Source organism: Streptomyces speibonae (genome assembly GCF_984686075.1).
Genome location: NZ_OZ480260.1, coordinates 2,849,591 through 2,873,469 on the forward strand (window position 1 = coordinate 2,849,591; position 23,879 = coordinate 2,873,469).

A 23,879-nucleotide genomic window follows, 5' to 3' on the forward strand; every position below is an offset into this window, starting at 1 on the left:
TCCGCAAAATCGCGTCTCTAGGCGAATCCGGCCGTGTCACCAGACTCCAACCCGCTGACCTGTACCTTCACCTCGGAAGGGACTCCAGAACCCCTGAATTGCGCGGAACGCAGGTCAGGTGATGCCGATGGACCACGAGGAGCATGTCGGTCTGGCAGGCGGCATCGAGGTGCTGAAGTTCGAGGACGGCTCGATGGTGGGGCGCTCACCGGCAGTTGCCAACGGCCGACCGGTTTCCGAGCCGAGGCAGCTCCGTATCCTGGAACTTCGGTATGGCATCATCCGAGCCCAGGCCCTCACGCCACGTGAGACCGCCTCATTCATCGAGCAACTGCTGGGGGAGACATGAGCCGCAAAACCTCGTCTGGAGCAGCCTCCGACCTGGCGTGGTTCAAGAGCAGCTACAGCAGCAGCAGCGAGGGCGACTCCTGCGTTGAGATCGCCACCGAGCCCGGCACGGTCCACATCCGCGACTCAAAAGACATCGGCGGCCCTCAACTGGCCCTCACCCCTACCGTGTGGTCCAGGTTCGTACCGTACGCGGTCGAGGGCTGATCCAGCACGCTCCTACTCGTCCTCGACCTCCAGTACGTCCACGTCGCCGCCCAGGGAACGGGCAATGGCGGTGAACTCGTTCAGGGCGGACTGGAGGTCGCGGACGATCTCCTCGGCGATGACCTCGGGCGGCAGGCCGCTGTCGGCGTCATCGAGGGCCGGGTCGCTCATCCACGTGATGTCGAGGTTGACCTTGTCGCGGGCGATCAGGTCCTCGTAGTCGAACTTTTTGAACGGGCCGTTCTCGTCCTCGGACTCGACACGGGAGGAACGGGGCTCGCCCACGCGGTAGGCCGCCACGAAGTCGTCCAGGTGGGCGCGGGTGAGCGGGCGCTGCTTGAGCGTGAAGTGCTGGCCGGTACGGAAGTCGTAGACCCCAGGAAGCAGGGCCACGTCGAGACAGTCCGGCACCCGGCCCGAACACCTCACGGGCCGGGTACGACATCAGCCGGCCCGCTTCGGGTGGACGCGCTCGCCGAGCAGCTCCCGGTCGGCTCAGCGTGTGGCTGGGCAGGATGATCTCGACTTGCTTGATCAGATGGATTGCCCCACTGAGCAAGCATTCATCGAGCACCTGCCGGGGGGAGCCATGAGCCCCAGGACCTCGACCGGGGACGCCTCCGGCCTGGTGTGGTTCAAGAGCAGCTACAGCAGCGGCGAGGCAGTTGGTTGAGCGGTTCCGCGGCTACTGGACGACCTTGGCACCGTTGGTATCGAAAAGCCCCGTGTGCGGTGGGCCGCCGGGCGGGGTGCCGGCCCGCAGGGGCTGCCCCTTTGACCGAATGTTCCGCCTGTAGTCGGCCGGATGGTCAGGCCGGTGCGTGGCGTGTGCGGCGTGCGGGGCCCTCCGTCGCGGTGTACCAGAGCAGGGCTGCGCACCCAAAGGCCGCGGCGGCGGCGACCAATGAACGCGTGAGGGAGTCGCTGCGTACGCCGGCGGCGAGCACGACGGCCGCGGACAGTGCCAGGGTGACGGACGGCAGCGCACGGGGACCGCGCGTGCTGTCCGGTGCGGCGGCGGGCAGCAGCCAGGACACGAGGCTGTAGCAGATGCAGGCCAGCAGTGTTGCCCCCAGGACGTCACTTTGCCGGTGGTGACCAAGGGCCTGGACGGCGGCGGCGATGCAGGCCAGCCACAGCACGCCGGCCGTGGTGACGTAGGGGCGGACGCGGGGCGACGCGACGAGAAGGGCGCCGAGGGTCAGCGCGGCGGGGATGGCCGTGTGCCCGCTGGGGAAGCTGCCCTCGCTGAGTATATCCGGGGCGTTCACCAGGTCCGGGCGGGGCAGGACCGGCTTGAGCACCTCTTTGGCCCCGATCGTGACGACAACGATCCCGACCGCCGCACAGCCCTGCAACCAGCACCTGCGCACCACGGTCACGACCGCGATGACGGCCAAACCCACGATCAGGGTTTTGATGTGGCTCATCTCCAGCGGTGGCAAGGGTGTCGAGCCGTAGGTCGCTCCCGACCAGGGATAGATCCATGCCTTCTCCGCGTCGGGCGAACCGAGATCGAACACGGCGTTCTCCACCCTCTGCCCGACCGGAGTGCACACAGCGAGCAGGTAGACCGCCAGGAGCCCCAGGGAGTACACGAGAGTTGGGGTCCACGGCCGCCTAGTCGTCCACCGGGGGCCGGGGCCGGTGGGCTCGTGCGTGGGCAGGGTGGAGGCATCGTGCTGGGTCATCGCTTGCTTTCTTCCGTGAGAGCAGTTCGGTCACGCGCTCTTCTTGTTGCACGCGGTAGGTCGACGGGATCGGCCGGCCCACCAGGGATCTGCTCCTATTCGAGGAGCGCCCGGTTCTGCCGACGCTGGGCGGCGATCGCCAGGACCGGGAGGGGTGCGATCAGGAGAAGGAGGACCACCAGGTCCGGCAGGGACTCCATGAAGGTGTGCGGCTGGGCGACGATCGCCTGGGTACGGACGAACGCGACCGCTCCCACGGGGATGAGCCACCGGTAGTCGCCGGTGGCGGACGTCGCCACCCACGCGGCGATCAGCGCGGCAACTTCGAGGGCGAACAGGCCGCGTTGGAAGGTCGGACTGACGGAGATGATGTGCATGCCGCCGGCCACGAACAGGGCGAACACGACAAGGACCAGCCAGCGGTACGAGCGGCGCCGCAGCCGGCCGGGACGGCAGGCCGCCAGCACGGCGCACGCAGTGCACAGCGCCCCGGACAGCACCAGGTCATGGGCTGTTATCGGGGCGCCCAGCCCGTAGTACCCCAGGCCGGCCTTGCCCTCGTCGCCGAACAACGTCGTGCTGTTGAACGTGGCTCCGGCGTAGATCATCACCGTTGCGGCCGGCAGTGCGATCCAGGCCCTGCCACGCAACAGGGCGATCAGACAAACCAGCGGAAGCAGCCCGTAGGGCAGCAGCCGGGTCCGGGTGCCGGGACCTTGCGCCCACGGGTACCAGCCGGAGAAGTGGAAGGCGATGGCATGCCGGCCGGGATCGATGTGCAGTGCCCAGTGCCACACATCCTGCAGGTACGGCACCAGCGCCAGCGCGGCGAGGACGAGAGCGGTCAGATGAATGCCGTCCAGCCACCAGGGCCGGGCCGTGTCGTCGACGACGGCACGGGCGCGGACCTGCACTCCGGCACGGGCCAGGGCGAGCACCTCGCGCGGCGGGGGCCAGGAACGACCGGGATAGGCCTCGGACAGGCAGGCGAGCAACTCCTTGCCGTGCCGGGAGCGGTAGGGCTCGGAGTAAGCCGCGAGCAGCAGCCGGTTCATGCCGGGGCCACCCCGGCATCCCCCGAGCGCCCCATGACGACAGCCGCCGCCTGCTGCATCCGCAGCGCCTCCCGGGCGAGCGCCTCGGTGCCGTCCTCCGTGAGCCGGTAGTAGCGCCGTGCCCGTCCGTCCACGATCTCCTCGTCGCCGGCCGCCACCAGCCCGGCCCGCTCCAACCGTTCCAGCGCGCCGTAGAGGGTGCCGACAGCGATCCGGAGCCGCCCGTCGGTGGCCTGCTCGGCAGCCTTGATGATGCCGTAACCGTGCAACGGTCCATCCATGAGCGCAGCAAGGATGAAGTACTGCGGTTCCGTCAGGGACGGGTTCCGTCGTGTCATGTGTCGAGCATATATCGGGCTACGAAATATATCCGGCGGAATGAGCATGCCACCGACGAACGTCTCCCCGGGGTCGTGACCGGGGTCGTATGCGGCGCCAGCCCCGGCTCGCCTCCCTCAGCCATGTCGTGGACGATTCCCTCTTTGGTGATCTCGAGTTTGCCCGGCACCACGCCGTCCGCGGTCCGAATGAAGTCACGCAGGGCGCGGTACCTGTTCACGTTCACCGTGGGCAATCTCCTGGAGGCCGGTCCGGCAGTCACGGCAGCGAGCGCCGGGCTCGGAAGAGCGGATGCCCCGGTCGCAGCCGTCACAGTTCTGGATGGTGCGCCGTGGCCGGACGGGAGGCGGCGGGGCGGCCGGCTCCCGGTACGGGGCCGGAGGCGGAAGCTGGGCGGTGAGGCGGTGGGCCAGGAAAGCGGCGGGACGGCGTACGCCCCCGGGCGGCAGGTCGGCGGTCAGGGCGCGGCGTACGGCGGCGGGGGTGACGTCCCCTTCGTGTTCGGCTTGCGTGCCGTGAAGTCGCGGCCGATCAGGTCCGGGGCCTTCGCCGCGGCCGGGTCCGCGATCGTGGTGCGGTGCCTGCGACGCAAGCGCACGCCTGCCAAGCCGATGATTCGCATCACGCGCGCGATCCGCTTGTGGTTGACCCGCTCGCCCGCCTCGCGGAGCTCGGCGGTGATCCTGGGGACGCCGTAGGTGCCGTCCGACTCGCGGTGCACGGTCCGTATCCGTGCGGCGAGAGCGGCGTCGGCCGCCTGCCGGGCGGCCCGGTCCGCGGCCGTGCGGCGCCAGTAGTAGAAGCTGGAGCGGGCGATGCCCAGGATGGTGCACAGCCGCTTCACGCCGTAGCGGCGCTGGTGGTCGGCGACGAACTGGAAGCGGTTCACCAGCGCGTCTCCCCGGCGAAATACTTCGCCGCCTTCCGCAGGATCTCGCGCTCTTCCTCCAGCTCACGGACCTTCTTCCGTAGAGCGGCGTTCTCCGCCTCCAACGGCGTCGGCGGCTCGGCCGGCACCTCCGCCCGGCGCCCCCGGGGCCGGCTCGCTCCGGCCGCCCGGACCCAGTTCCGTAGCGTCTCGGGGTTGATCCCCAGATCAGAGGCGACCTGCCTGATCGTCGCCTCGGGCCGCGACTGGTACAGCGCGACCGCGTCCGCCTTGAACTGCGGCGGATAGTTCTTCATGACCACGAGATGTCCGTTCTCAGATCCTCAGGATCCAGTGTCTCGTGTGTCCAGGATCAAGGGTCAAGGCCCCCGCCGGGCCACTCGGATACTTAGACCGAGAACGCTCACTTGACGCTGGCATAGTCGCCGTGCTTGCGGAACTCCAACGGGTCCGGACCGTCGCGGCACGCCATCGTCCGAGTCTTTCCGACGACACAGCAGGACCATGGGCACCTGGTCACCACTCGTAACACGGCGCGCCATTGCCTGGCGGAAAGCCGCATGTGCAACTGGAGCTTGCGTCCTCATACCGCGCGCCACCTGCCCTCGCCGGCTGCACGGACGCCCCGCCGCACCCGACGCGGCCCCCGCAGGTGAGCGAGAAGACGGCCTCCAAGGCCGTGTTCATGGTCTGGCCGGAGCATCTGCCCTCGCCGCGGGTCGCGGTGGAGGAGGTCCTCGGGGGGCCGGTGGGAGGGTGAGGGCGGTCCGGGCCGGGAGCCGTCAGGGGGTGCGGAGGCTCGGGAACGGGTGGTCCGCTTCCAGTTCGTAAGCCAGTTCCAGGAGTGTGCGTTCCGCGCCGGGGCGGGCGGAGAACATTACGCCTATGGGGAGGCCGTCCGCGGTGGTGCGTAGGGCCGGTACCGAGAGGGACGGGGTGCCGACGATGTTGTTGACCGGGGTGAAAGCCACGTAGTTGACGAGGCGTTCGATCAGGGTGGCGTAGGGGACGTTCGGGCTGAGGTGGCCGAGCCGCGGGGTGGTGTGGGCGAGGACCGGGGAGAGGATCACGTCGAGCCCGCGGAAGCCGGCCGCGTACGCCTCGCGGGTGCGCTTCAGGCGGCGCAGGACGCCCGGTGTGGTGCGCCAGTCCCGCAGGTACTGCTCGCGCAGGCCGCGGCTCAGCCCGTCCATGCGGCGGCGGTCGAAGTCCGTGCCGAGTCTGCGGCCGGTGACGCCGATCAGGAACGACAGCAGGCCCCAGTAGGTGAGGAAGTCCTGGGTGAAGCGCGGGTCGATGGGCAGGTCCACCGGCTCCACGGTGTGGCCGAGCCCCTCGAGCCGCCGGGCCGTCTCCTCGACCGCCGCCCGGGTGTCGGCGTCGGAGCGGACGCCGTTCGGGGAGTCCGTCAGCAGGCCGATGCGCAGGCGCCGGTCGGAGGGGCCCTCGACCAGGCCCACGGGCGGCAGCTTGGGGTTGCGGTAGTGCTGCTCGGCCGCCGCGAGGAAGGCCGCGCTGTCGCGCACCGAGCGGCTCACGACGCCGTCGGTGATGATGTCGATGGGCAGTTGGCGGCTCTGCGCGTTCAGCGCCACCCGGCCCAGGGTCGGCTTCAGACCGACGAGGCCGCAGCAGGCGGCGGGGATGCGGATGGAGCCGCCGCCGTCGTTGGCGTGCGCGATGGGCACGGCCCCGCAGGCCACGAGTGCCGCGCTGCCGCCCGACGAACCGCCCGCCGAGTGGTCCGGGTGCCACGGGTTGCGGACGGGCTCGCCCGCCTCGTACTCCGTGGTGGGGCTGAAGCCGAATTCGGGCAGCTTGGTCTTGCCGAGCACCGTGACGCCCGTGCTCAGGAACTGGCGGGCGAACGGCGCGTGCCGGCGGGCCGCGCGGGGCGCGAAGGCGGCGCTGCCGTGGCCGGTGGGCAGTCCCTGGTAGTCGGTGTTGTCCTTGACGAACGTCGGCACCCCGGCGAGCGCGCCGCCGGGCCGCGCGGCGTGGGCCGGGGCGTCGAGGTGGACCTGGACGGCGTGCAGCCGGTCCTCGACGTCCCGGACGCGTGCCGCCGCGTCCCGGGCGGCCTCGGCCGCGCTCACCTCGCCCCGGCGGATCGCCTGCGCGAGCCCGACCGCGTCGTGGTCACCGAGGGCGTCGTCGCGGAAGACGTGCACCCTGTCCCGCGTCTCGCTCCGGCCCTCGCTCTGTTCCTCGGAAGTCGTCACCGTCGGCTCCGCCCTGAACGCGTGGATGCTGGTCCACGCCATCATGACTTACCGACGAGTAACACGCGAGGGGTCCGCCGGCCGGGATCAGAACTTGATGCTGCCGATCATCCCCGCGATGTTGTTCGTCAGCTCGCTGATCGTGGGGGCCATCGTGGAAGAGGCGAGGTAGAAGCCGAGCAGCATGCACACGATGGCGTGCCCGGCCTTCAGGCCGGACTTCTTGATCAGCAGGAAGACGATGATCGCCAGCAGCACCACCGCCGAAATCGAGAGTGCCACGGCGGCTCACCTCCAAGGATCCCAAGGGCGCGGGGGTAGGAATATGGGGGCAGATAAATCCACACAGCAGCCAGCAGGTTCATACCCACTATGCGCTAACGATCATAACTATCCGTACGTGCGCATCGATCGGCGCACTGCCGCACAAGGGGGCGCATGGCCAATATGGTCAAGGCATGACGACCGAGGCTGACTCCTTCCCCCGACGGCACGCCCGCACCCTGCGCTTCACGCTCGGCGCGCCGCGTTCGTTCACCGTGGCGCCCGACGGCTCGCGTGTCGTGTTCCTGCGCTCGGGTTCCGGTACGGACCGGGCCCAATCGCTCCGGGTCCTCGACACGGAAGGCGGCGAGGAGCGCATGGCCGCCGACCCGCGCGCCCTGCTGGGCGGCGCCCTGGAGCACCTCTCCGCCGAGGAGCGCGCGCGGCGCGAACGGAGCCGTGAAGGCGGTGCCGGCATCGTCGGCTACGCCACCGACGCGGGGGTCGAGCTGGCGTCTTTCGCCTTGTCAGGGCGGCTTTTCACGGCCGAGCTGCGGGCCGGCACGGCACGTGAACTGCCCACGCCGCAGCCGGTGATCGACCCCCGCCCGTCGCCCGACGGACGGTACGTCGCCTACGTCGCCCGCGGTGCCCTGCGGGTGACCGGGGCCGAGGGCGGGGAGGACCGCGCGCTCGCGGCACCCGAGTCCGAGCAGGTCACCTACGGTCTGGCGGAGTTCATCGCGGCCGAGGAGATGGGGCGTTCGCGGGGCTTCTGGTGGGCGCCGGAGTCGGACCGGCTGCTGGTGGCACGCGTGGACGACACGCCGGTGCGGCCGTGGTGGATCTCCGATCCCGCCCGTCCGGAACAGGAGCCGAGCCCGGTCCGCTACCCGGCGGCGGGCACCCCGAACGCGGAGGTCCGGCTGTTCGTCATCGGCCTCGACGGCACGCGCACCGAGGTCGCCTGGGACCGCGCACGCTACCCGTATCTGGCACGAGTGCACTGGTCAGCGGCGGGTGCCCCGCTGCTCCTCGTGCAGTCGCGCGACCAGCGCGCCTCGCTGATCCTGGCCGTGGACCCGGACACCGGGGCGACCCGGATGGTGCACGCCGACGAAGATCCAACTTGGCTGGAACTTTTCCCCGGGGTGCCCTGCTGGAGCCCCTCGGGTCAGCTGGTGCGGGTCGCGGACGAGGGGGGTGCGCGACGACTCGCCGTGGGCGAACGGCCGTTGACCGGGCCGCAGTTGCACATCCGCGCGGTGCTCGACGTCTCCGACGACGACGTGCTGGTCTCGGCGTCGGCGGGCGAGGAGGCGGCCGATCCGGAGATCGGCGAGGTGCATGTGTACCGGGTGAACGAGTTGGGTGTGGAGCGCCTTTCGCAGGAGCCCGGCGTACACTCGGCGGTCCGCGCCGGGGGCGTGACCGTGCTCGTCTCCGCGACGCCGGATCGGCCAGGTTCGCGGGCGCGGGTGCTGCGTGACGGGAAACCGACGGCGACTGTCCGGTCGTATGCCGAAAACCCGGGAATGTCCCCCCGCGTGACGCTGACACAGGGGGGCGCACGCCGTATTCCGTGCGCCGTGCTTATGCCTCGGGACTACGCCGGTGACACCCCCCTGCCGGTGCTCATGGATCCCTACGGCGGTCCGCACGGGCAGCGGGTGCTCGCCGCCCACAACCCGCATCTGACCTCGCAGTGGTTCGCCGACCAGGGGTTCGCCGTGGTGGTCGCGGACGGCCGCGGCACCCCGGGCCGCTCGCCCGCCTGGGAGAAGTCCGTCCGGGACGACATCGCCGCCGTCGTGGTCCAGGACCAGGTCGACGCCCTCCAGGCGCTCGCCGCCGACTTCCCGCTCGACCTGGACCGGGTCGCCGTCCGGGGCTGGTCCTTCGGCGGCTATCTGGCGGCCCTCGCCGCCCTGCGCCGCCCCGACGTCTTCCACGCGGCCGTGGTCGGCGCCCCGGTCACCGACCTCCGCCTCTACGACACCCACTACCAGGAACGCTACGTCGGTCTCCCGGACGAACAGCCGGACGTCTACCGCCGCAACTCGGTGATCGACGACACGGGCCTGGTCGACGCCGTCGCACCGCACCGGCCGATGATGATCATCCACGGCCTCGCGGACGACAACGTGGTCGTCGCGCACTCGCTGCGGCTGTCCTCGGCGCTGCTGGCGGCCGGCCGGCCGCACGAGGTGCTGCCGCTGTCCGGCGTCACGCACATGACCCCGCAGGAGGAGGTCGCCGAGAACCTGCTCCGGCTCCAGCTCGACTTCCTCAGGCGCTCCCTGGGCCTGGCAAACGGGGACGAACCGCGTTAACACACCGGCAACTCCGCGGAAGCGGTTCCGATATACGGACGGGGAACGCTGATCAGCGTACGGCCGTGCGGGTGCCGTAAGCGGGCCGGGATGCGCCATGTCATCCCGGCCCGCCACCGTTTCCGCCCCGCCTCACGGGCACCCCGCCTCACGGCACCACCTGCTTCTCCGCGGCGAAGTGACAGGCCGACGGATGCGCCGCCGGGCCCCCGTCCGCGGCGAACGGCTCGGGCACCGCGAGCACCGGCACCTCCCGCGCGCAGCGCTCCCGCGCCTTCCAGCAGCGGGTCCGGAAGCGGCAGCCGGAGGGGACGTTCGTGGGGGACGGGACGTCGCCGCTGAGGATGATCCGCTCCCGGCGCTCCCTGGCCTCCGGGTCCGGCACGGGGACGGCGGAGAGCAGCGCCTGGGTGTAGGGGTGCGTGGGATGGTCGTAGATCTCGGTGTCGGTGCCGGTCTCCACGATCCGGCCGAGGTACATCACCCCGACGCGGTCCGAGATGTGCCGCACGATCGACAGGTCGTGCGCGATGAAGAGGTAGGCGAGGTCGAACTCCTTCTGCAGGCGGTCCATCAGATTGATCACCTGGGCCTGCACCGAGACGTCCAGCGCGGAGACCGGCTCGTCGGCGACGATCACCTCGGGCCGCAGCGCCAGCCCCCGCGCGATGCCGATGCGCTGCCGCTGACCGCCGGAGAACTGGTGCGGATAGCGGTTGATGTGCTCCGGGTTGAGGCCGACGACGTCCAGCAGCTCCTGCACCCTGCGGCGCCGGTCGCCCTTGGGCGCCACCTCGGGGTGGATGTCGTAGGGCTCCCCGACGATGTCGCCCACCGTCATCCGGGGGTTGAGGGAGGTGTACGGGTCCTGGAACACCATCTGGATGTTGCGGCGTACGGCCTTCAGCGCGCGCCCGGACAGCCGGGTGATGTCCTCGCCCTTGTAACGGATCGAACCGGCCGTCGGCCGCTCCAGGTTGACCAGCATCTTCGCCACCGTCGACTTGCCGCAGCCGGACTCGCCGACGATGCCCAGCGTCTCGCCCCGGCCGAGGCGGAAGTCCACGCCGTCGACCGCCTTCACCGCGCCGACCTGCTTGCGCAGGACGACGCCCCGGGTCAGCGGGTAGTGCTTGACCAGGTTGCCGGCTTCCAGGACCGTCTCGGCCGGCTCAGCCATCGAGGCACTCCGTCCAGAAGTGGCAGGCACTCCCCCGCGTCGGCGACACCTCGTACAGCGGGGGCTCCTGGGTGCGGCAGACGTCGCGGGCCAGCGGGCAGCGGGGGTGGAAGGCGCAGCCGGGCGGGACGTGGGTGAGGTGGGGCGGCAGGCCCTTGATGGCGTAGAGCTCCCGGCCCTTGTGGTCCAGGCGCGGGATGGAGTCCAGCAGGCCCCGGGTGTAGGGGTGCGCGGGTGCCTTGTAGATGTCGTGCACGGGCGCCGACTCGACGATGCGGCCCGCGTACATCACGGCGATGCGGTCGGCGACGTCGGCGACCACGCCCAGGTCGTGGGTGATGAGGACGAGGCCCATGCGGTACTCGCGTCGCAGCTCCGCGAGCAGCTCCATGACCTGGGCCTGGACGGTGACGTCCAGGGCGGTGGTCGGTTCGTCGGCGATGATCAGGGCCGGTTCCAGGGCCAGCGCCATCGCGATCATGATGCGCTGGCGCATGCCGCCGGAGAACTGGTGCGGGTACTGCCGGACCCGCTCCCGGGCGGCGGGGATGCGCACCCGGTCCATCAGCTCGACCGCCTTGGCCCGCGCGTCCCTGCGGGACATGCCCCGGTGCACGGTGAACATCTCGCCGAGCTGGTCGCCCACGGTGAGCACGGGGTTGAGGGACGACAGCGCGTCCTGGAAGATCATCGCCATCTCGGCGCCCCGGACGCGCCGGCGTTCGTCCTCCTTGAGCCCCAGCAGGTCCCGCCCCCGGAAGACGACCTCGCCGCGTGTGATCCGGCCGGGCGGCATGTCGAGGATGCCCATGACGGCCTGCGCGGTCACCGACTTGCCGGAGCCGGACTCGCCCAGCACGGCCAGCGTCTCGCCGGCCTCGACGCCGTAGCTCACGCCGTTGACGGCCTTCACGACCCCGTCCCGGGTGTGGAACTCCACGTGCAGGTCCCGTACTTCGAGCAGCACGGCGGATCACCTCAGTTTCGGGTCCAGGGCGTCGCGCACCGCGTCGCCGAGCATGATGAACGCCAGCACCGTGACCGCGAGGGCCCCGGAGGGCCACAGCAGCGCGTGCGGGGCGTTGCGGATGTACGGGGAGGCGGCGGAGATGTCGATGCCCCAGGAGACGCTGGGCGGCTTCAGTCCGACGCCGAGGTAGGACAGGGTGGCCTCCAGCGAGATGTACGTCCCCAGCGCGATGGTCGCCACGACGATGACCGGCGCGACGGCGTTGGGCGCGATGTGCCGCAGCACCAGGCGGGCGTTCGAGGCGCCCAGCGCCCGCGCGGCCTGGACGTAGTCGTTCTGCTTGGCGGTGATGACGGCGCCGCGGGAGATGCGGAAGATCTGCGGCCAGCCGAGCAGCACGATGAAGCCGATGACGGGCCAGATGGTGCTGCTGGTGATGACGGACAGCAGCACCAGTCCGCCGAGGACGACCGGGATGGCGAAGAAGACGTCGGTGACCCGGGACAGGACCGCGTCCCAGACGCCGCCGAAGAACCCCGCGAGGGCGCCGAGGACGCTGCCGAGGACGGCGACACCGAGCGTGGCGAGGACGCCGACCGCCACGGAGGTGCGGGCGCCGTACACGGTGCGGGTGTAGACGTCGCAGCCCTGGCCGTCGAAGCCGAACGGGTGCCCGGCCTGTGAGCCCTGCCGGGCCTTGGACAGGTCGCAGGCGAGGGGGCTGCCGGAGGCGATGGCCGAGGGCCACAGGGAGATGAGGACGAGGAAGGCGATGACCAGGGCCGAGACGATGAAGACGGGGTTGCGGCGCAGGTCCCGCCAGGCGTCGGACCACAGGGAGCGGGGCCGTTCCCGCTCCTCGGCGGGGCCGTCCGGGCCGTTCGGCCCCTGCTGGAGGGTCTCCGCCGCGTCGAGGCTCACGTCCACGGTGCCGCCCGCCGGGGTGGCCGCGACGGCGCGCTCGGGGTCGTAGGGCTGGTCAGACATAGCGGATCCTCGGGTCGAGCACGGCGTACAGGAGGTCGACGAGGAGGTTGGCGAGCAGGAACACCAGCACCAGCACGGTGACGAAGCCGACGACGGTCTGGGTGTTCTGCCGGAGGATGCCCTGGTAGAGCTGGTAGCCGACGCCGTGGATGTTGAAGATCCGCTCGGTGACGATGGCGCCGCCCATGAGGAAGCCGATGTCGGCGCCGATGAAGGTGACCACGGGGATCAGCGAGTTGCGCAGCAGGTGCCGGACCACCACCCGGTGCCGGGGCAGGCCCTTGGCGACGGCGGTGCGCACATAGTCGGAGCGGCGGTTCTCCGCGATGGAGGTGCGGGTCAGCCGGGTGACGTAGGCGAGGGAGACCGAGGCCAGCACCAGGCCGGGCAGCACCAGTTCACCGAAGGGCGCCTCGGAGGAGACCGAGGGGCGGATCCAGTCCCACTTCACGCCCAGCAGCAGCTGGAGCAGCAGGCCGGTGACGAAGGTGGGCACGGAGATGACGACGAGGGTGACCAGCAGGACACCGGTGTCGACGGGGCGGCCCCGGCGCAGTCCGGTGAGCACGCCGAGGGTGACGCCGACGACGATCTCGAAGAGAATCGCGATCAGGGTGAGCCGGACGGTCACGGGGAAGGCCGTCGACATCAGCTCGGTGACCTCCTGGCCGTTGAAGGCCGTGCCGAAGTCGCCGGTGAAGACGTTGCCCATGTAGGTCAGGTACTGCCGCCAGACGGGCTGGTCGAGGCCGAACTCCCGCTTCAGCCGGGCGGCGGTCGCCTGATCGCACTGGCGTTCGCCGCACAGTCCGGCGATGGGGTCGCCCATCACATGGACCATGAGGAAGATCAGCAGCGTGGCCCCGACGAACACCGGGATCATCTGGAGCAGACGCCGGACGACGTAGCGCCCCATGGCGGATCAGCTCACCTTGATCTGGTCGTACACGGGGACGCTGAACGGGTTGAGCTTGACGTCGGACAGCCGTTCGGACCAGCCGGCGCTGCCGTTCTGGTACCAGAGCGGGATCGCGGCCATGTTGTCCCGGACGACCTCCTCGGCCTGCTGGAACAGGCCGACGGCCGTGGCGGTGTCGGTCTCCCGGTTGGCGCGGTCGACGAGATCGTCGAACTGCTGGTTGGACCACTTGCCGTCGTTGGAGGAGGCGTCGGTGTAGTACAGCGGCTGGAGGAAGTTCTGGATGAGCGGGTAGTCCATCTGCCAGCCCGCCCGGAACGGGCCGGTCATCTTCCGCCCGGTGATCTCGTTGCGGAAGTCGGCGAAGGTGCCGACCGGGTTGGCGGTGCAGGCGCGCTCGTCGTCCAGCGCGTTGTTGATGGAGTGGCACACGGCGTTGACCCATTCGCGGTGGGATCCGGTGTCCGCGTTGAAGGTGATCGTCACCTTGCCGCCGGGCAGGCCGCCGCCCTCCTCGATGAGCTTCTTCGCCCCCTCGGGGTCGTACTCGCAGGCCTTGCCGCACAGCCCGTCCTGGAAGCCGCCGTCCTCGCCCAGGACGGGTGAGGTCCAGTCGGTGGCGGGGGTGCGGGTCTTCTGGAAGATCGTGTCGGTGATCTGCTTGCGGTCGATCGCCATGGACAGGCCGGTGCGGACCTTCTCCGAGCCGGGCTTGTTCCAGTCCTCGTCGTAGAAGGGGAAGGCGAGGGTCTGGATGATGCCGGCGGGGGTGTTGAGGTAGCGGCCGCCCAGGTCGTCGCGCACGTTCTTCAGCTGCGGGGCGGGCACGTCGTCGACCAGGTCGAGGTTGCCGGCCAGGAGGTCGGTGTAGGCGGTGTTGTTGTCGGTGTAGACCTTGAGGTCGACGCCGCCGTTGCGCGCCTTGTCGGGACCCGGGTAGTCCGCCCAGGTGCGCAGCGACATCTGCGAGCCGCGGGTGTAGGAGTCGACCAGGTAGGGACCGTTGCCGACGGGCTTCTTCACCCAGGCGTCGTGGTCGTCGAAGAAGGCGCGGGGCAGCGGGGCGAAGGCGTTGTAGCCCAGGGTGTCGGGGAAGGTGGAGAACTTCTGGGTGAGCGCGACGGTGAAGGTGCGCTCGCCGGTGACCTTCAGCCCGGACAGGGTGTCGGCGCTCTGCTCCCCCTCCTCGGGGTGGACCTCGTCGTAGCCCTGGATGTAGCCGAAGAAGTACGCGTTGCGCTGGTTGTTGCGCAGGCTCGCGCCGTAGTTCCAGGCGTCGACGAAGGACTGGGCGGTGACCTTCTCGCCGTTGCTGAAGGTCCAGCCGTCCTTGACGGTGATGGTGAAGTTCTGCGAGTCGGAGGTCTCGATCTTCTCGGCGAGCATGTCCTGGGCCTCGCCGGTCACGGGGTCGTAGCGCTTGAGCCCCCGGAAGATCATGTCGAGGACCTTGCCGCCCTGCACCTCGTTGGTGTTCGCCGGCTCCAGCGGGTTCTGCGGGTCGCCCCAGGAGGCGCTCAGCACGGCGCCGGCGTCGCCGGCGCCGCCGTCCTCGTTTCCGCAGGCGGTCGCGGCGAGGGCGACCGCCATCGCGCAGACGGCCCATCGGGCGTGCGTGGCTCGGCGCATGGGGTGCCTCCTCGTACGTGCGCTGACTGTGTGCGGTGATCCTTGACGCCAATATCGGCGCACAAGGTGCATGGCGCACATGTACGGCACCTGTACGGGGGCCGACTCCAGCCGTTTGCACGTACGGCGGACACGACAGCAGCGGCTGCCGTCCGCCCCCGTGAGGGGCGATCGGCAGCCGCTGCTGCGTCGGGGTGCGGTCAGTCCTTCTCGACCGCGGTCTCCTCCAGCGCCTTCAGCGCCGGGTCGAGGACGACGTCCTCCGCACGGGCCTCGGTGCTGGGGTCCTCCGGGAAGTGGCAGGCCGTCAGGTGTCCCTCGCGGCTGTCGGAGAGCCGCACCAGCGGCGGCTCCTCGGTGGCGCACTTGTCCTGCGCCTTCCAGCAGCGGGTGCGGAAGCGGCAGCCGGACGGCGGCATGATCGGCGACGGCACGTCACCGGAGAGGCGGATGCGCTCCCGGTTCTCCTGCTCGTCGTCCATCGCCACCTCGGGCACGGCCGACAGCAGCGCGTGGGTGTAGGGGTGCCGGGGCCGGTTGTAGATGGAGTCCCGGTCGCCGACCTCGACCACCTTGCCGAGGTACATCACGGCCACGCGCTGCGAGAAGTGCCGGACCACCGCGAGGTCGTGGGCGATGAACAGGAACGCGATGCCCAGCTCTTCCTGGACCTTCTGCAGCAGGTTGACGACCTGCGCCTGGATCGACACGTCCAGCGCGGAGACCGGCTCGTCCGCGACGATCAGCTTCGGGTTGAGCGCCAGGGCACGGGCCACGCCGATGCGCTGGCGCTGGCCGCCGGAGAACTCGTGCGGGAAGCGGTTGTAGTGCTCGGGGTTGAGGCCGACGAGCTCGAGCAGCTCGCGCACCTTCTTCTCCCGGCCGCCGGCGGGGTCGATCCCGTTGACCTCCATGGGCGACTTGATGATGGTGCCGACGGTCTGCCGCGGGTTCAGCGAGGAGTACGGGTCCTGGAAGATCATCTGGATCTCGGACCGCACGGGCGCCAGTTCCTTGCGCTTGGCGTGCGTGATGTCGCGGCCCGCGTACTCGATCCTGCCGCCCGTCGGCTCGAGGAGCCGGGTGATGAGCCGGCCGGTGGTCGACTTGCCACAGCCCGACTCACCCACGAGGCCCACGGCCTCGCCGACGCCGACGGTCAGGTCGACCTTGTCGACCGCCTGGACGGCGCCGACCTTCCGCTTGATCGGAAAGCCGCCGTAGATCGGGAAGTGCTTGGTCAGGCCCTCCACCTTCAGCAGCGTCTCGGTGGACGCGCCGGTGGAGCCCTGCTGTGCGGGGAGGGTGAGGTTGTCGCTCATGTCTCGGATCTCTCCCTAGCGCAGCCGGGGCTGGATCGTGTCGATGAATATGGTCTGCTTCTGCTCCGCCGTCAGATGGCACGCCGCGGCACGGCCCTCGCCGAGCTGCGGCCGCTCGGTGCTGCACCGGTTGCCCGACACCTGGCCGGTGAACGCGCAGCGCGGGTGGAAGGGGCAGCCGGACGGCGGGTTGAGCAGGCTGGGCGGGGACCCGGGGATCGGGTTGAGCGCCTGCGAGGTGTCGCCGCCCAGGCGCGGCATCGAGCTGAGCAGGCCCCAGGTGTAGGGGTGCTTGGGCTCACGCAGCACCTCGCGGACGCTGCCGCGCTCCACGGCCCGGCCCGAGTACATCACCAGCAGGTCGTCGGCCATGTCGGAGATGACGCCGAGGTCGTGGGTGATGAAGATGATCGCGGTGCCGAACTCCTGCTGGAGGTCCTTGAGCAGGTCCAGGATCTGGGCCTGCACCGTCACGTCCAGGGCCGTGGTCGGCTCGTCCGCGATCAGCAGGTCGGGGTCGCAGACCAGCGCCATGGCGATCATGGCGCGCTGGCGCATACCGCCGGAGAACTGGTGCGGGTAGTCGTCCACCCGGGACTCGGGCTGCGGGATGCCGACCTTGGTCAGCATCTCGATCGCCCGGGCCCGCGCCGCCTTCTTGGAGGCGCCGGTGTGCTTCATGAACGGCTCGGCGATCTGCCGGCCCACCGTGTAGTACGGCGAGAGCGCCGTCAGCGGGTCCTGGAAGATCATCGCGACCTTGTTGCCGCGGAGCCTCTCCAGCTCCTTCTCGGACGCGGTGATCAGGTCCTGCCCGTCGAGGACGATCTCGCCCTCGACCGTGGTGCTCTTGGGGTTGTGCAGGCCGAGCACCGTCAGGTTGGTGACGGACTTGCCGGAGCCCGACTCGCCCACGATGCCGAGGGTCTTGCCGCGCTCGACGTCGAAGGACAGTCCGTCGACCGCCTTGACGATGCCGTCCTCAGTGGAGAACCGCACCCGCAGGTCGCGGACCGAGAGGAAGGCACCGGACCCGGACGGGGCCTTGTCACCTTCGGTCTTGGTCAGTGTGGTCACGGTGTTTCTCCTAGCTGAGCCGCACGCGCGGGTCGATGTACGCGTAGACGAGGTCCACGAGGATGTTCAGGAGCAGGATGAAGAACGCCCCGAACAGCATGACACCCATGGTCACCGGCAGGTCCTTCGTGAGCGAGGAGTCCACCGCGAGACGGCCGACACCGGCCAGGTCGAACGTGAACTCCGTGACCACCGCGCCGGACAGCAGCGCGCTGAGGTCGATGCCGAGGATGGTGACGATCGGGATGAGCGAGCCGCGCCAGGCGTACCGGAAGAAGACGTAGCTCTGCTTCATGCCCTTGGCGCGCGCGGTGCGGACGTGCTCCTCCTGGAGCTGCTCGATCATCGTGGAGCGCGACATACGGGTGTACTGCGCGGTGAAGATGGTGGCCATGACCGCCCACGGGATCAGCAGGCCGGCGGCCCAGGTGAGCGGGTTGTCCGTGAACGGGTGGTACTTGGGGTTGTCCATCCAGCCCGTCTGGTAGACGACGATGCCGAGGACGATCGGGCCGAGGAAGTAGATCTGGAACGAGCTCAGCACGATGGAGGCACCGCTGACGGCACGGTCGGCCACGGTGCCGCGCTTCCAGGCGGCCAGCAGACCGGCGCCGAGACCCACGACGAGGAAGATCACCAGACCGCCGACGGTCAGCGAGAGCGTCAGCGGGAAGCGGTCCAGGATCGAGTCCCAGACGAACTCACCGGTGCTGAAGGACTGCCCCAGGCAGGGCGCGGAGCAGTGGCCGGTCGCGAAGTCCCGCCCGGTGACGATGCCCGACATGAACTCCCAGAACTGGGTGGTGATGGGCTTGTCCAGTCCGAGGTTCTCGCGGATCACGGCGAGGTTCTCGGGCGAGCAGTTCTTTCCGCAGGACAGCGCGGCGAAGTCCTGAGGAACCGTATAGAACAGGAAGAACGTGAAGGCGCCGATCAGGAACATGATGACGACGGCGCCGATCAGCCTGCGGATGAGGAACTGAAGCATGGCGGGTGGATGCTCTCTTCGAAACGCGGCGGCGGGGAGGGGGGAACCGTCCGCGGGGGTGCGCTCCGCCTGGCGCACACCCCCGCGGTCAGCCGAACTGACGGCTTACGGCTGCTTCAGGTACAGGTCGTTGAGGTCGACGTAGCTCGACCGGGTGCTGTACTTGGCGCCACCGATGTTGGAACCGTAGAGCTGCATCGCCTTCGCGTAGTAGACCGGGGCGGCCGGGTTGATCTCCTCCACGATGCGGTGGTGAGCCTGCTCCCAGGTCTTGGCGGCCTCCTCCGGCTCCTGCGTCAGGGCCTTCTGGATCAGCTTGTTGACCTGCTCGTCGTCGATGTGCGAGTAGTTCGACGCACCATCCTGGATGAGCTCACCGTCGTAGACCGGCGTGACGACCGTGGACGGCGACGGCCAGTCCTGGCCCCAGCCGGTCATGTAGATGTCGTACGGGTTGTCCAGCTTGCCGACCTGCTCGTAGAAGCTGGCCCGGTCGATCTCCTTGGCCTGGACGTCGAAGCCGATCTTCTCGAGGGCGTCCTTGATGATGACCTGCTGCGCCTGGCCACGCGGGGTGTTGGAGTAGGCGTAGCTGATCTTGGTGCCCTCCTTGAAGCCCGCCTCCTTCAGCAGCTCCTTGGCCTTCTCCGGGTCACCGTTGGGCTTCTTCAGCTTGCCGAACGGGTCGTACTCGGGGTCGAAGTTCGGCAGGGTCGGGGCGAACAGACCGCCGGCGACCTCACCGCCGTAACGGCCGCCGTCCGCCTGGACCATGGACTGGCTCGGGATCGCGTGGGTGATCGCGTCCCGGATCTTCTTGTCCTTCATCCGGTCCAGGTTGAAGGTCAGCTGCCACACGTAGGGCTGGTAGCCCTGGACGGTGCGCTTCTTGGCGCTCGCGTCACCGATGACGGTGGACATCTGCGCCGGGTCCACCTGGTCGGTGAACTGGATGGCGTTCTTGGCCTCGCCCTGGTCGGCGATCAGGCGCTTGGTCTGGCTGGCCTGGTCGATGGTGGAGCTGAAGTTGTAGCCGTCGACGTACTGGTGACGCACGGCGTCCGTCTTCGGGTCCCACTGGTCGTTCTTGACCAGCTTCATCGACTTGCCCGGCTTGTACTCGGCGATCTTGTAGGGGCCGAGCGCGGCGGGGGCGTCGTCGTACTTCTCCTTCGTGTCCTGCTTCTCGGGCACGATGGCGTAGCCGGCCATGGCCAGGGCCTGCGGGAGGTCCGGCTGCGGCTTGTCGAAGTGGAAGACGACCGTCTTGTCGTCCGGGGTCTCCAGGACGGAGTCCGGCAGGTGCTTGCCCTTGTAGGGGCCGTCCGGCAGCGCCTTGCGGTAGTCGCTGCCCGAGAGCCAGGACTGCACGAAGGTCGGACCGTCGAAGATGACCTTCGAGTACAGGCGCTCGATGGTGTGGCGGACGTCGGCCGAGGTGATGGCGTTGCCGTCCTCGTCCTTGACGCCGTCCTTGAGCGTGTACGTCCAGGTCTTGCCGTCGTCGGAGGACTTGCCGGAGTCGGTGGCGATGTCACCGACGACCGTGAGGTTGCCCTCCTCGTCCTCCTGGTAGTTGGTCAGACCGCGGTGGATCAGGTTGGAGAACTGACCGGCGTCGGAGACGTAGATCTGGCCCGGGTCCATGTGGGTCAGGTCCGACTGCATGTAGACGTTGATGAAGCCGCCGGACTTGGCTCCGGAGACCTCCTCGGCCGGGCCGGTGGAGGCGGCGGCGTCACCGTAGGCGACAGGATCCTGCTGTTCGGCAGCGTCCTTCTGGTTCTTCGCGTCGTCCTTGCCCTTGCTGCCACCGCCGTTGTCGCCGGAGCAGCCGGTCAGCGCCAGCGAGCCGGCCACGAAGGCGACTGCGATGGCACGCGCGGTACGCGTTCTGATGGGCTTCATGATGCCGATGCACCTACCTGTCAATAGTTGTCCACGAGTGCTGCCTGACGGTCCGGTCGCCCGGCACGGGGGCGGCAGCTCCCCCACCACCAATGGACGATTACCGTCCGGTCTTGGGGTCGAATGCGTCCCGGACGGAGTCTCCGAGAAGGTTGAAGGCGAGAACGAACATCACCAGCGCCACGCCCGGGAAGAACATGAACATCGGGTCCTGCTCGTACACGTCGGCACCGATGGCGAACATCCGGCCCCAGTCGGGGGTCGGCTCCACGAACCCGACACCGATGTACGAGAGGAAGGCGATGGAGAGGATCGTCCCCGGGAGGATGTAGGTGGCCTGCACCAGGATCGGGGTGACGATGTTCGGCAGGATCTCCTTGCGCACGATGCGCCACGGAGAGGCGCCGGACACCTTGGCCGCCTCGACGAACTCCCTCTCGGCCAGCGAGAGTACGGAGCTTCGGACCAGACGGGCCAGGCCCATCCAGCCGAGGAACCACATGACCAGGGTGATCGCTATGGCCCGCAGGTAGGTGGGGGTCTCGTCCTGCGGGTCGACGAACATCGCGACCACCACGGGCATGAAGGCGATGAAGAACAGCTGCTGCGGGAAGGCCAGGAAGAAGTCGGTGACCCGCCCCAGCCAGTAGTCCACGCGGCCGCCGAAGTAGCCCATGACCATGCCGATGACGACACCCGTGATCACACACAGTGTCGTGACGACCACGGCCATGTACAGCGAGGTCCGGATGCCGTACAGCAGCATGGTGAACACGTCGCGGCCCAGCCTGGGCTCCACGCCGAACCAGAACTCGCCCGACATGCCACCGAAGGAACCGGTGGGCATGGCGAAGTCGTCCAGGAGGAAGGGGTACTCCGGCTCCTGGGCGTACAGCGTGTAGGGATCCTTCCCGTACACCTTCGCGATGAGCGGAGCGCACGCGGAGACGACGAAGAAGAAAATCACTACGCAAGCGGAGACGACCCCGGTACGGTCGCGCTTGAACCGCTGCCACATCAACTGGCCGGGGGAACGACCCTCGGGCTGCTTCGCGCCCGAGGCGACCGATTTTTCGGCGGTCGCCGCGAGCTCAGGGTCCAAGACAGCCGCGGACCCGGAGTCCTCGGCCTTGATTGGACTGGTCATCGTGTTCGTCCCCCGGGGGGTTGGAGAGTTGAGCGCAGCACAGATACCGGCAGGTTCTGTGGTTTGGGGGGAACTTTCGCCAAGACCGTCAACGCGCGTCAAGGGCGCAAGACATAGGGATCTCCCTACCGTCCATATTTTGAGCAAAAATTGCAAAGATTGACATCTGCGCGCGCTTGACACCCCCGCCGATAAACCGGCAATTCGGGCATTTAGGTGCACCATTTTGTTTACATGTCCGAAACGTGTTCGGGGGCACACCGATATCCGAACGAGACTTCTCACATCCCGGGAGACGCGGGGGGCTGGTGAGCTCGCGACGGCGGACCGTCCGGCGGGCCGTACCATGGGGTGAGGCCGTGGCGTGTGTCAGCCCGGCAGGGCCCGCACACCACAGATGCTCGTGCAGGGCATTCCTCAGCACTCCGGGAGTACGCCTTTTATGGCTCCGTCCGCAACACGTCACGACATCCGCAACGTCGCCATCGTCGCCCACGTCGACCACGGCAAGACCACCATCGTCGACGGCATGCTCAAGCAGGCCGGCGCCTTCGCCGCCCACCAGCTCGACTCGGTCGACGACCGCATGATGGACTCCAACGACCTGGAGCGTGAGAAGGGCATCACGATCCTCGCCAAGAACACGGCGGTGAAGTACCACCCCAAGGACGGCGGGGAGCCCATCACGATCAACATCATCGACACCCCGGGCCACGCCGACTTCGGCGGCGAGGTCGAGCGCGGCCTGTCGATGGTCGACGGTGTGGTGCTGCTGGTGGACGCCTCCGAGGGCCCGCTGCCGCAGACCCGCTTCGTGCTGCGCAAGGCGCTCCAGCAGCGGCTGCCGATCATCCTGTGCATCAACAAGACGGACCGCCCGGACGCCCGGATCGACGAGGTCGTCAACGAGACCTACGACCTCTTCCTCGACCTGGACGCCGACGAGGAGCAGATCGAGTTCCCGATCGTCTACGCCTGCGGCCGCGACGGCGTCGCCTCCCTGACCAAGCCGGCCGACGGCACGGTCCCCTCGGACTCCACCAGCCTGGAGCCGTTCTTCTCGACAATCCTGGACTACATCCCGGCCCCGGTCTACGACGCCGAAGCCCCGCTCCAGGCCCACGTCACCAACCTCGACGCCGACAACTTCCTCGGCCGCATCGCCCTGCTCCGCGTCCACCAGGGCGAGCTGAAGAAGGGGCAGACCGTCGCCTGGATGAAGCGCGACGGCTCCGTGGCCAATGTGCGCATCTCCGAGCTGATGATGACCGAGGCGCTCACCCGCAAGCCCGCCGAGAAGGCCGGCCCCGGTGACATCTGCGCCGTCGCCGGCATCCCGGACATCATGATCGGCGAGACCCTGGCCGACCCGGAGAACCCGGTTCCGCTGCCGCTGATCACGGTGGACGAGCCGGCGATCTCCATGACCATCGGCACCAACACCTCCCCGCTGGTCGGCCGCGGCGGCACCGGCAAGGGTGCCGACAACAAGGCGGCCGTCAAGGACCGCAAGGTCACCGCCCGCCAGGTCAAGGACCGCCTCGACCGCGAGCTGATCGGCAACGTCTCGCTCCGCGTGCTGGACACCGACCGCCCCGACGCCTGGGAGGTGCAGGGCCGCGGCGAGCTGGCGCTGGCCATCCTGGTGGAGACCATGCGCCGGGAGGGCTTCGAGCTCACCATCGGCAAGCCCCAGGTGGTCACCAAGGACGTCGACGGCAAGGTCTACGAGCCCGTCGAGCGCATGACCATCGACGTCCCCGAGGAGCACATGGGCGCGGTCACGCAGCTCATGGGCGTCCGCAAGGGCCGTATGGACAACATGTCCAACCACGGTTCCGGCTGGGTGCGCATGGAGTTCGTGGTGCCCTCGCGCGGTCTGATCGGCTTCCGTACGGAGTTCCTGACCCAGACCCGCGGCACGGGCATCGCCCACTCCATCCACGAGGGCCACGAGCCCTGGTTCGGCACGCTGACCACCCGCAACAACGGCTCCTTGGTCGCCGACCGCTCCGGCGCGGTCACCGCGTTCGCGATGACCAACCTCCAGGAGCGCGGCGTGCTCTTCGTCGAGCCGGGCACCGAGGTGTACGAGGGCATGATCGTCGGTGAGAACTCCCGCTCCGACGACATGGACGTCAACATCACCAAGGAGAAGAAGCTCACCAACATGCGGTCGTCCACGGCCGACGTGGCCGAGTCGATCGTTCCGCCGCGCAAGCTGTCGCTGGAGCAGTCCCTGGAGTTCTGCCGCGACGACGAGTGCGTGGAGGTCACCCCGGAGGCCGTCCGCATCCGCAAGGTGAACCTGGACGCCCGCGAGCGCGCCCGCGCCGCGAGCCGCGCCAAGCACGGCTGATCCGGCAGGCACCCGTACGTCGGCGGCCCACCTCGCTCGGGGCGG

Annotated in this window: 19 protein-coding genes and 2 pseudogenes; 4 read left to right on the top strand and 17 right to left on the bottom strand. The window is 69.1% G+C overall.

The genetic code is table 11. The features are described 5' to 3' along the window. Window positions 1–115: 115 nt before the first annotated feature. Together AC5L3C_RS12600 and AC5L3C_RS12605 are read left to right on the top strand one after the other, a co-directional pair. Window positions 116–349: pseudogene (locus AC5L3C_RS12600) on the top strand (Scr1 family TA system antitoxin-like transcriptional regulator); the annotation flags it as partial. Then, the gene (locus tag AC5L3C_RS12605) at window positions 346–555 is read left to right on the top strand and encodes a DUF397 domain-containing protein (protein WP_125504390.1); all 210 of its coding nucleotides are present in this window, start codon (window positions 346–348) and stop codon (window positions 553–555) included. The pseudogene AC5L3C_RS12600 and the gene AC5L3C_RS12605, both read left to right, overlap by 4 nt. A gap of 12 nt (window positions 556–567) precedes the next feature. Here AC5L3C_RS12605 and AC5L3C_RS12610 read toward each other — a convergent pair whose 3' ends face one another. The 7 genes and pseudogenes from AC5L3C_RS12610 to AC5L3C_RS12640 form a co-directional block, all read right to left on the bottom strand. Beyond that, window positions 568–948 (bottom strand): hypothetical protein, encoded by a 381-nt coding sequence (locus AC5L3C_RS12610; RefSeq protein WP_240661162.1) that lies wholly within the window; start codon window positions 946–948, stop codon window positions 568–570. Between the two features lie 416 nt (window positions 949–1,364). Beyond that, window positions 1,365–2,246, bottom strand: coding sequence for a phosphatase PAP2 family protein (locus AC5L3C_RS12615; RefSeq protein WP_125504391.1), 882 nt, complete (start codon window positions 2,244–2,246; stop codon window positions 1,365–1,367). Window positions 2,247–2,341: 95 nt separating this feature from the next. Continuing rightward, on the bottom strand, window positions 2,342–3,301 hold the full coding sequence (locus tag AC5L3C_RS12620) for a hypothetical protein (RefSeq protein ID WP_493649071.1): 960 nt from the start codon (window positions 3,299–3,301) through the stop codon (window positions 2,342–2,344). Next, window positions 3,298–3,639: a PadR family transcriptional regulator gene (locus tag AC5L3C_RS12625; RefSeq protein WP_125504393.1), complete on the bottom strand. Its 342-nt coding sequence runs from the start codon at window positions 3,637–3,639 to the stop codon at window positions 3,298–3,300. The genes AC5L3C_RS12620 and AC5L3C_RS12625 overlap by 4 nt, the downstream gene beginning before the upstream one ends. Window positions 3,640–4,133: 494 nt before the next feature. After that, window positions 4,134–4,831: pseudogene (locus AC5L3C_RS12630) on the bottom strand (IS3 family transposase); the annotation flags it as partial. A 480-nt stretch (window positions 4,832–5,311) separates the two neighbouring features. After that, a complete protein-coding gene (locus AC5L3C_RS12635; RefSeq protein WP_493649072.1) occupies window positions 5,312–6,751 on the bottom strand; it encodes an amidase in 1,440 nt (479 codons plus the stop codon). 87 nt (window positions 6,752–6,838) lie between these two features. Further along, window positions 6,839–7,033 carry a hypothetical protein gene (locus AC5L3C_RS12640; RefSeq protein ID WP_125504395.1) on the bottom strand — a complete coding sequence of 65 codons (195 nt, stop codon included), beginning with the start codon at window positions 7,031–7,033 and terminating at the stop codon, window positions 6,839–6,841. A 176-nt stretch (window positions 7,034–7,209) separates the two neighbouring features. Here AC5L3C_RS12640 and AC5L3C_RS12645 point away from each other — a divergent pair, with 176 nt between their 5' ends. Beyond that, entirely contained in the window at window positions 7,210–9,348 is a 2,139-nt protein-coding gene (locus AC5L3C_RS12645; RefSeq protein ID WP_493649073.1) for a S9 family peptidase, read from the top strand. A 148-nt stretch (window positions 9,349–9,496) separates the two neighbouring features. Here the strand turns inward: AC5L3C_RS12645 and AC5L3C_RS12650 are convergent, their stop codons facing one another. The 10 genes from AC5L3C_RS12650 to AC5L3C_RS12695 form a co-directional block, all read right to left on the bottom strand. Beyond that, window positions 9,497–10,528 carry an ABC transporter ATP-binding protein gene (locus tag AC5L3C_RS12650; protein WP_493649074.1) on the bottom strand — a complete coding sequence of 344 codons (1,032 nt, stop codon included), beginning with the start codon at window positions 10,526–10,528 and terminating at the stop codon, window positions 9,497–9,499. Beyond that, window positions 10,521–11,495 (bottom strand): ABC transporter ATP-binding protein, encoded by a 975-nt coding sequence (locus AC5L3C_RS12655; protein WP_493649075.1) that lies wholly within the window; start codon window positions 11,493–11,495, stop codon window positions 10,521–10,523. Before AC5L3C_RS12655 ends, AC5L3C_RS12650 begins: the two co-directional genes overlap by 8 nt. Before the next feature lie 6 nt (window positions 11,496–11,501). Then, complete coding sequence (locus AC5L3C_RS12660; RefSeq protein WP_493649076.1) at window positions 11,502–12,485, bottom strand: ABC transporter permease; 984 nt, start codon at window positions 12,483–12,485, stop codon at window positions 11,502–11,504. Then, window positions 12,478–13,401, bottom strand: a complete 924-nt coding sequence (locus tag AC5L3C_RS12665; RefSeq protein WP_493649077.1) for an ABC transporter permease — start codon at window positions 13,399–13,401, stop codon at window positions 12,478–12,480. The genes AC5L3C_RS12660 and AC5L3C_RS12665 overlap by 8 nt, the downstream gene beginning before the upstream one ends. 6 nt (window positions 13,402–13,407) lie before the next feature. Further along, a complete protein-coding gene (locus AC5L3C_RS12670) occupies window positions 13,408–15,033 on the bottom strand; it encodes a peptide ABC transporter substrate-binding protein (protein WP_493649078.1) in 1,626 nt (541 codons plus the stop codon). Window positions 15,034–15,233: 200 nt separating this feature from the next. Beyond that, window positions 15,234–16,355, bottom strand: coding sequence for an ABC transporter ATP-binding protein (locus AC5L3C_RS12675; RefSeq protein WP_493649079.1), 1,122 nt, complete (start codon window positions 16,353–16,355; stop codon window positions 15,234–15,236). Between the two features lie 15 nt (window positions 16,356–16,370). Beyond that, the gene (locus AC5L3C_RS12680) at window positions 16,371–17,432 is read right to left on the bottom strand and encodes an ABC transporter ATP-binding protein (RefSeq protein ID WP_493649080.1); all 1,062 of its coding nucleotides are present in this window, start codon (window positions 17,430–17,432) and stop codon (window positions 16,371–16,373) included. Between the two features lie 10 nt (window positions 17,433–17,442). Continuing rightward, complete coding sequence (locus AC5L3C_RS12685) at window positions 17,443–18,420, bottom strand: ABC transporter permease (RefSeq protein ID WP_125504404.1); 978 nt, start codon at window positions 18,418–18,420, stop codon at window positions 17,443–17,445. 105 nt (window positions 18,421–18,525) lie between these two features. Beyond that, window positions 18,526–20,328 (bottom strand): ABC transporter substrate-binding protein, encoded by a 1,803-nt coding sequence (locus AC5L3C_RS12690; RefSeq protein WP_125504405.1) that lies wholly within the window; start codon window positions 20,326–20,328, stop codon window positions 18,526–18,528. 100 nt (window positions 20,329–20,428) lie between these two features. Then, window positions 20,429–21,475, bottom strand: coding sequence for an ABC transporter permease (locus AC5L3C_RS12695; protein ID WP_125504406.1), 1,047 nt, complete (start codon window positions 21,473–21,475; stop codon window positions 20,429–20,431). 442 nt (window positions 21,476–21,917) lie between these two features. Here AC5L3C_RS12695 and typA point away from each other — a divergent pair, with 442 nt between their 5' ends. Then, entirely contained in the window at window positions 21,918–23,834 is a 1,917-nt protein-coding gene (typA, locus tag AC5L3C_RS12700) for a translational GTPase TypA (RefSeq protein WP_493649081.1), read from the top strand. The last annotated feature ends 45 nt before the right edge of the window (window positions 23,835–23,879 follow it).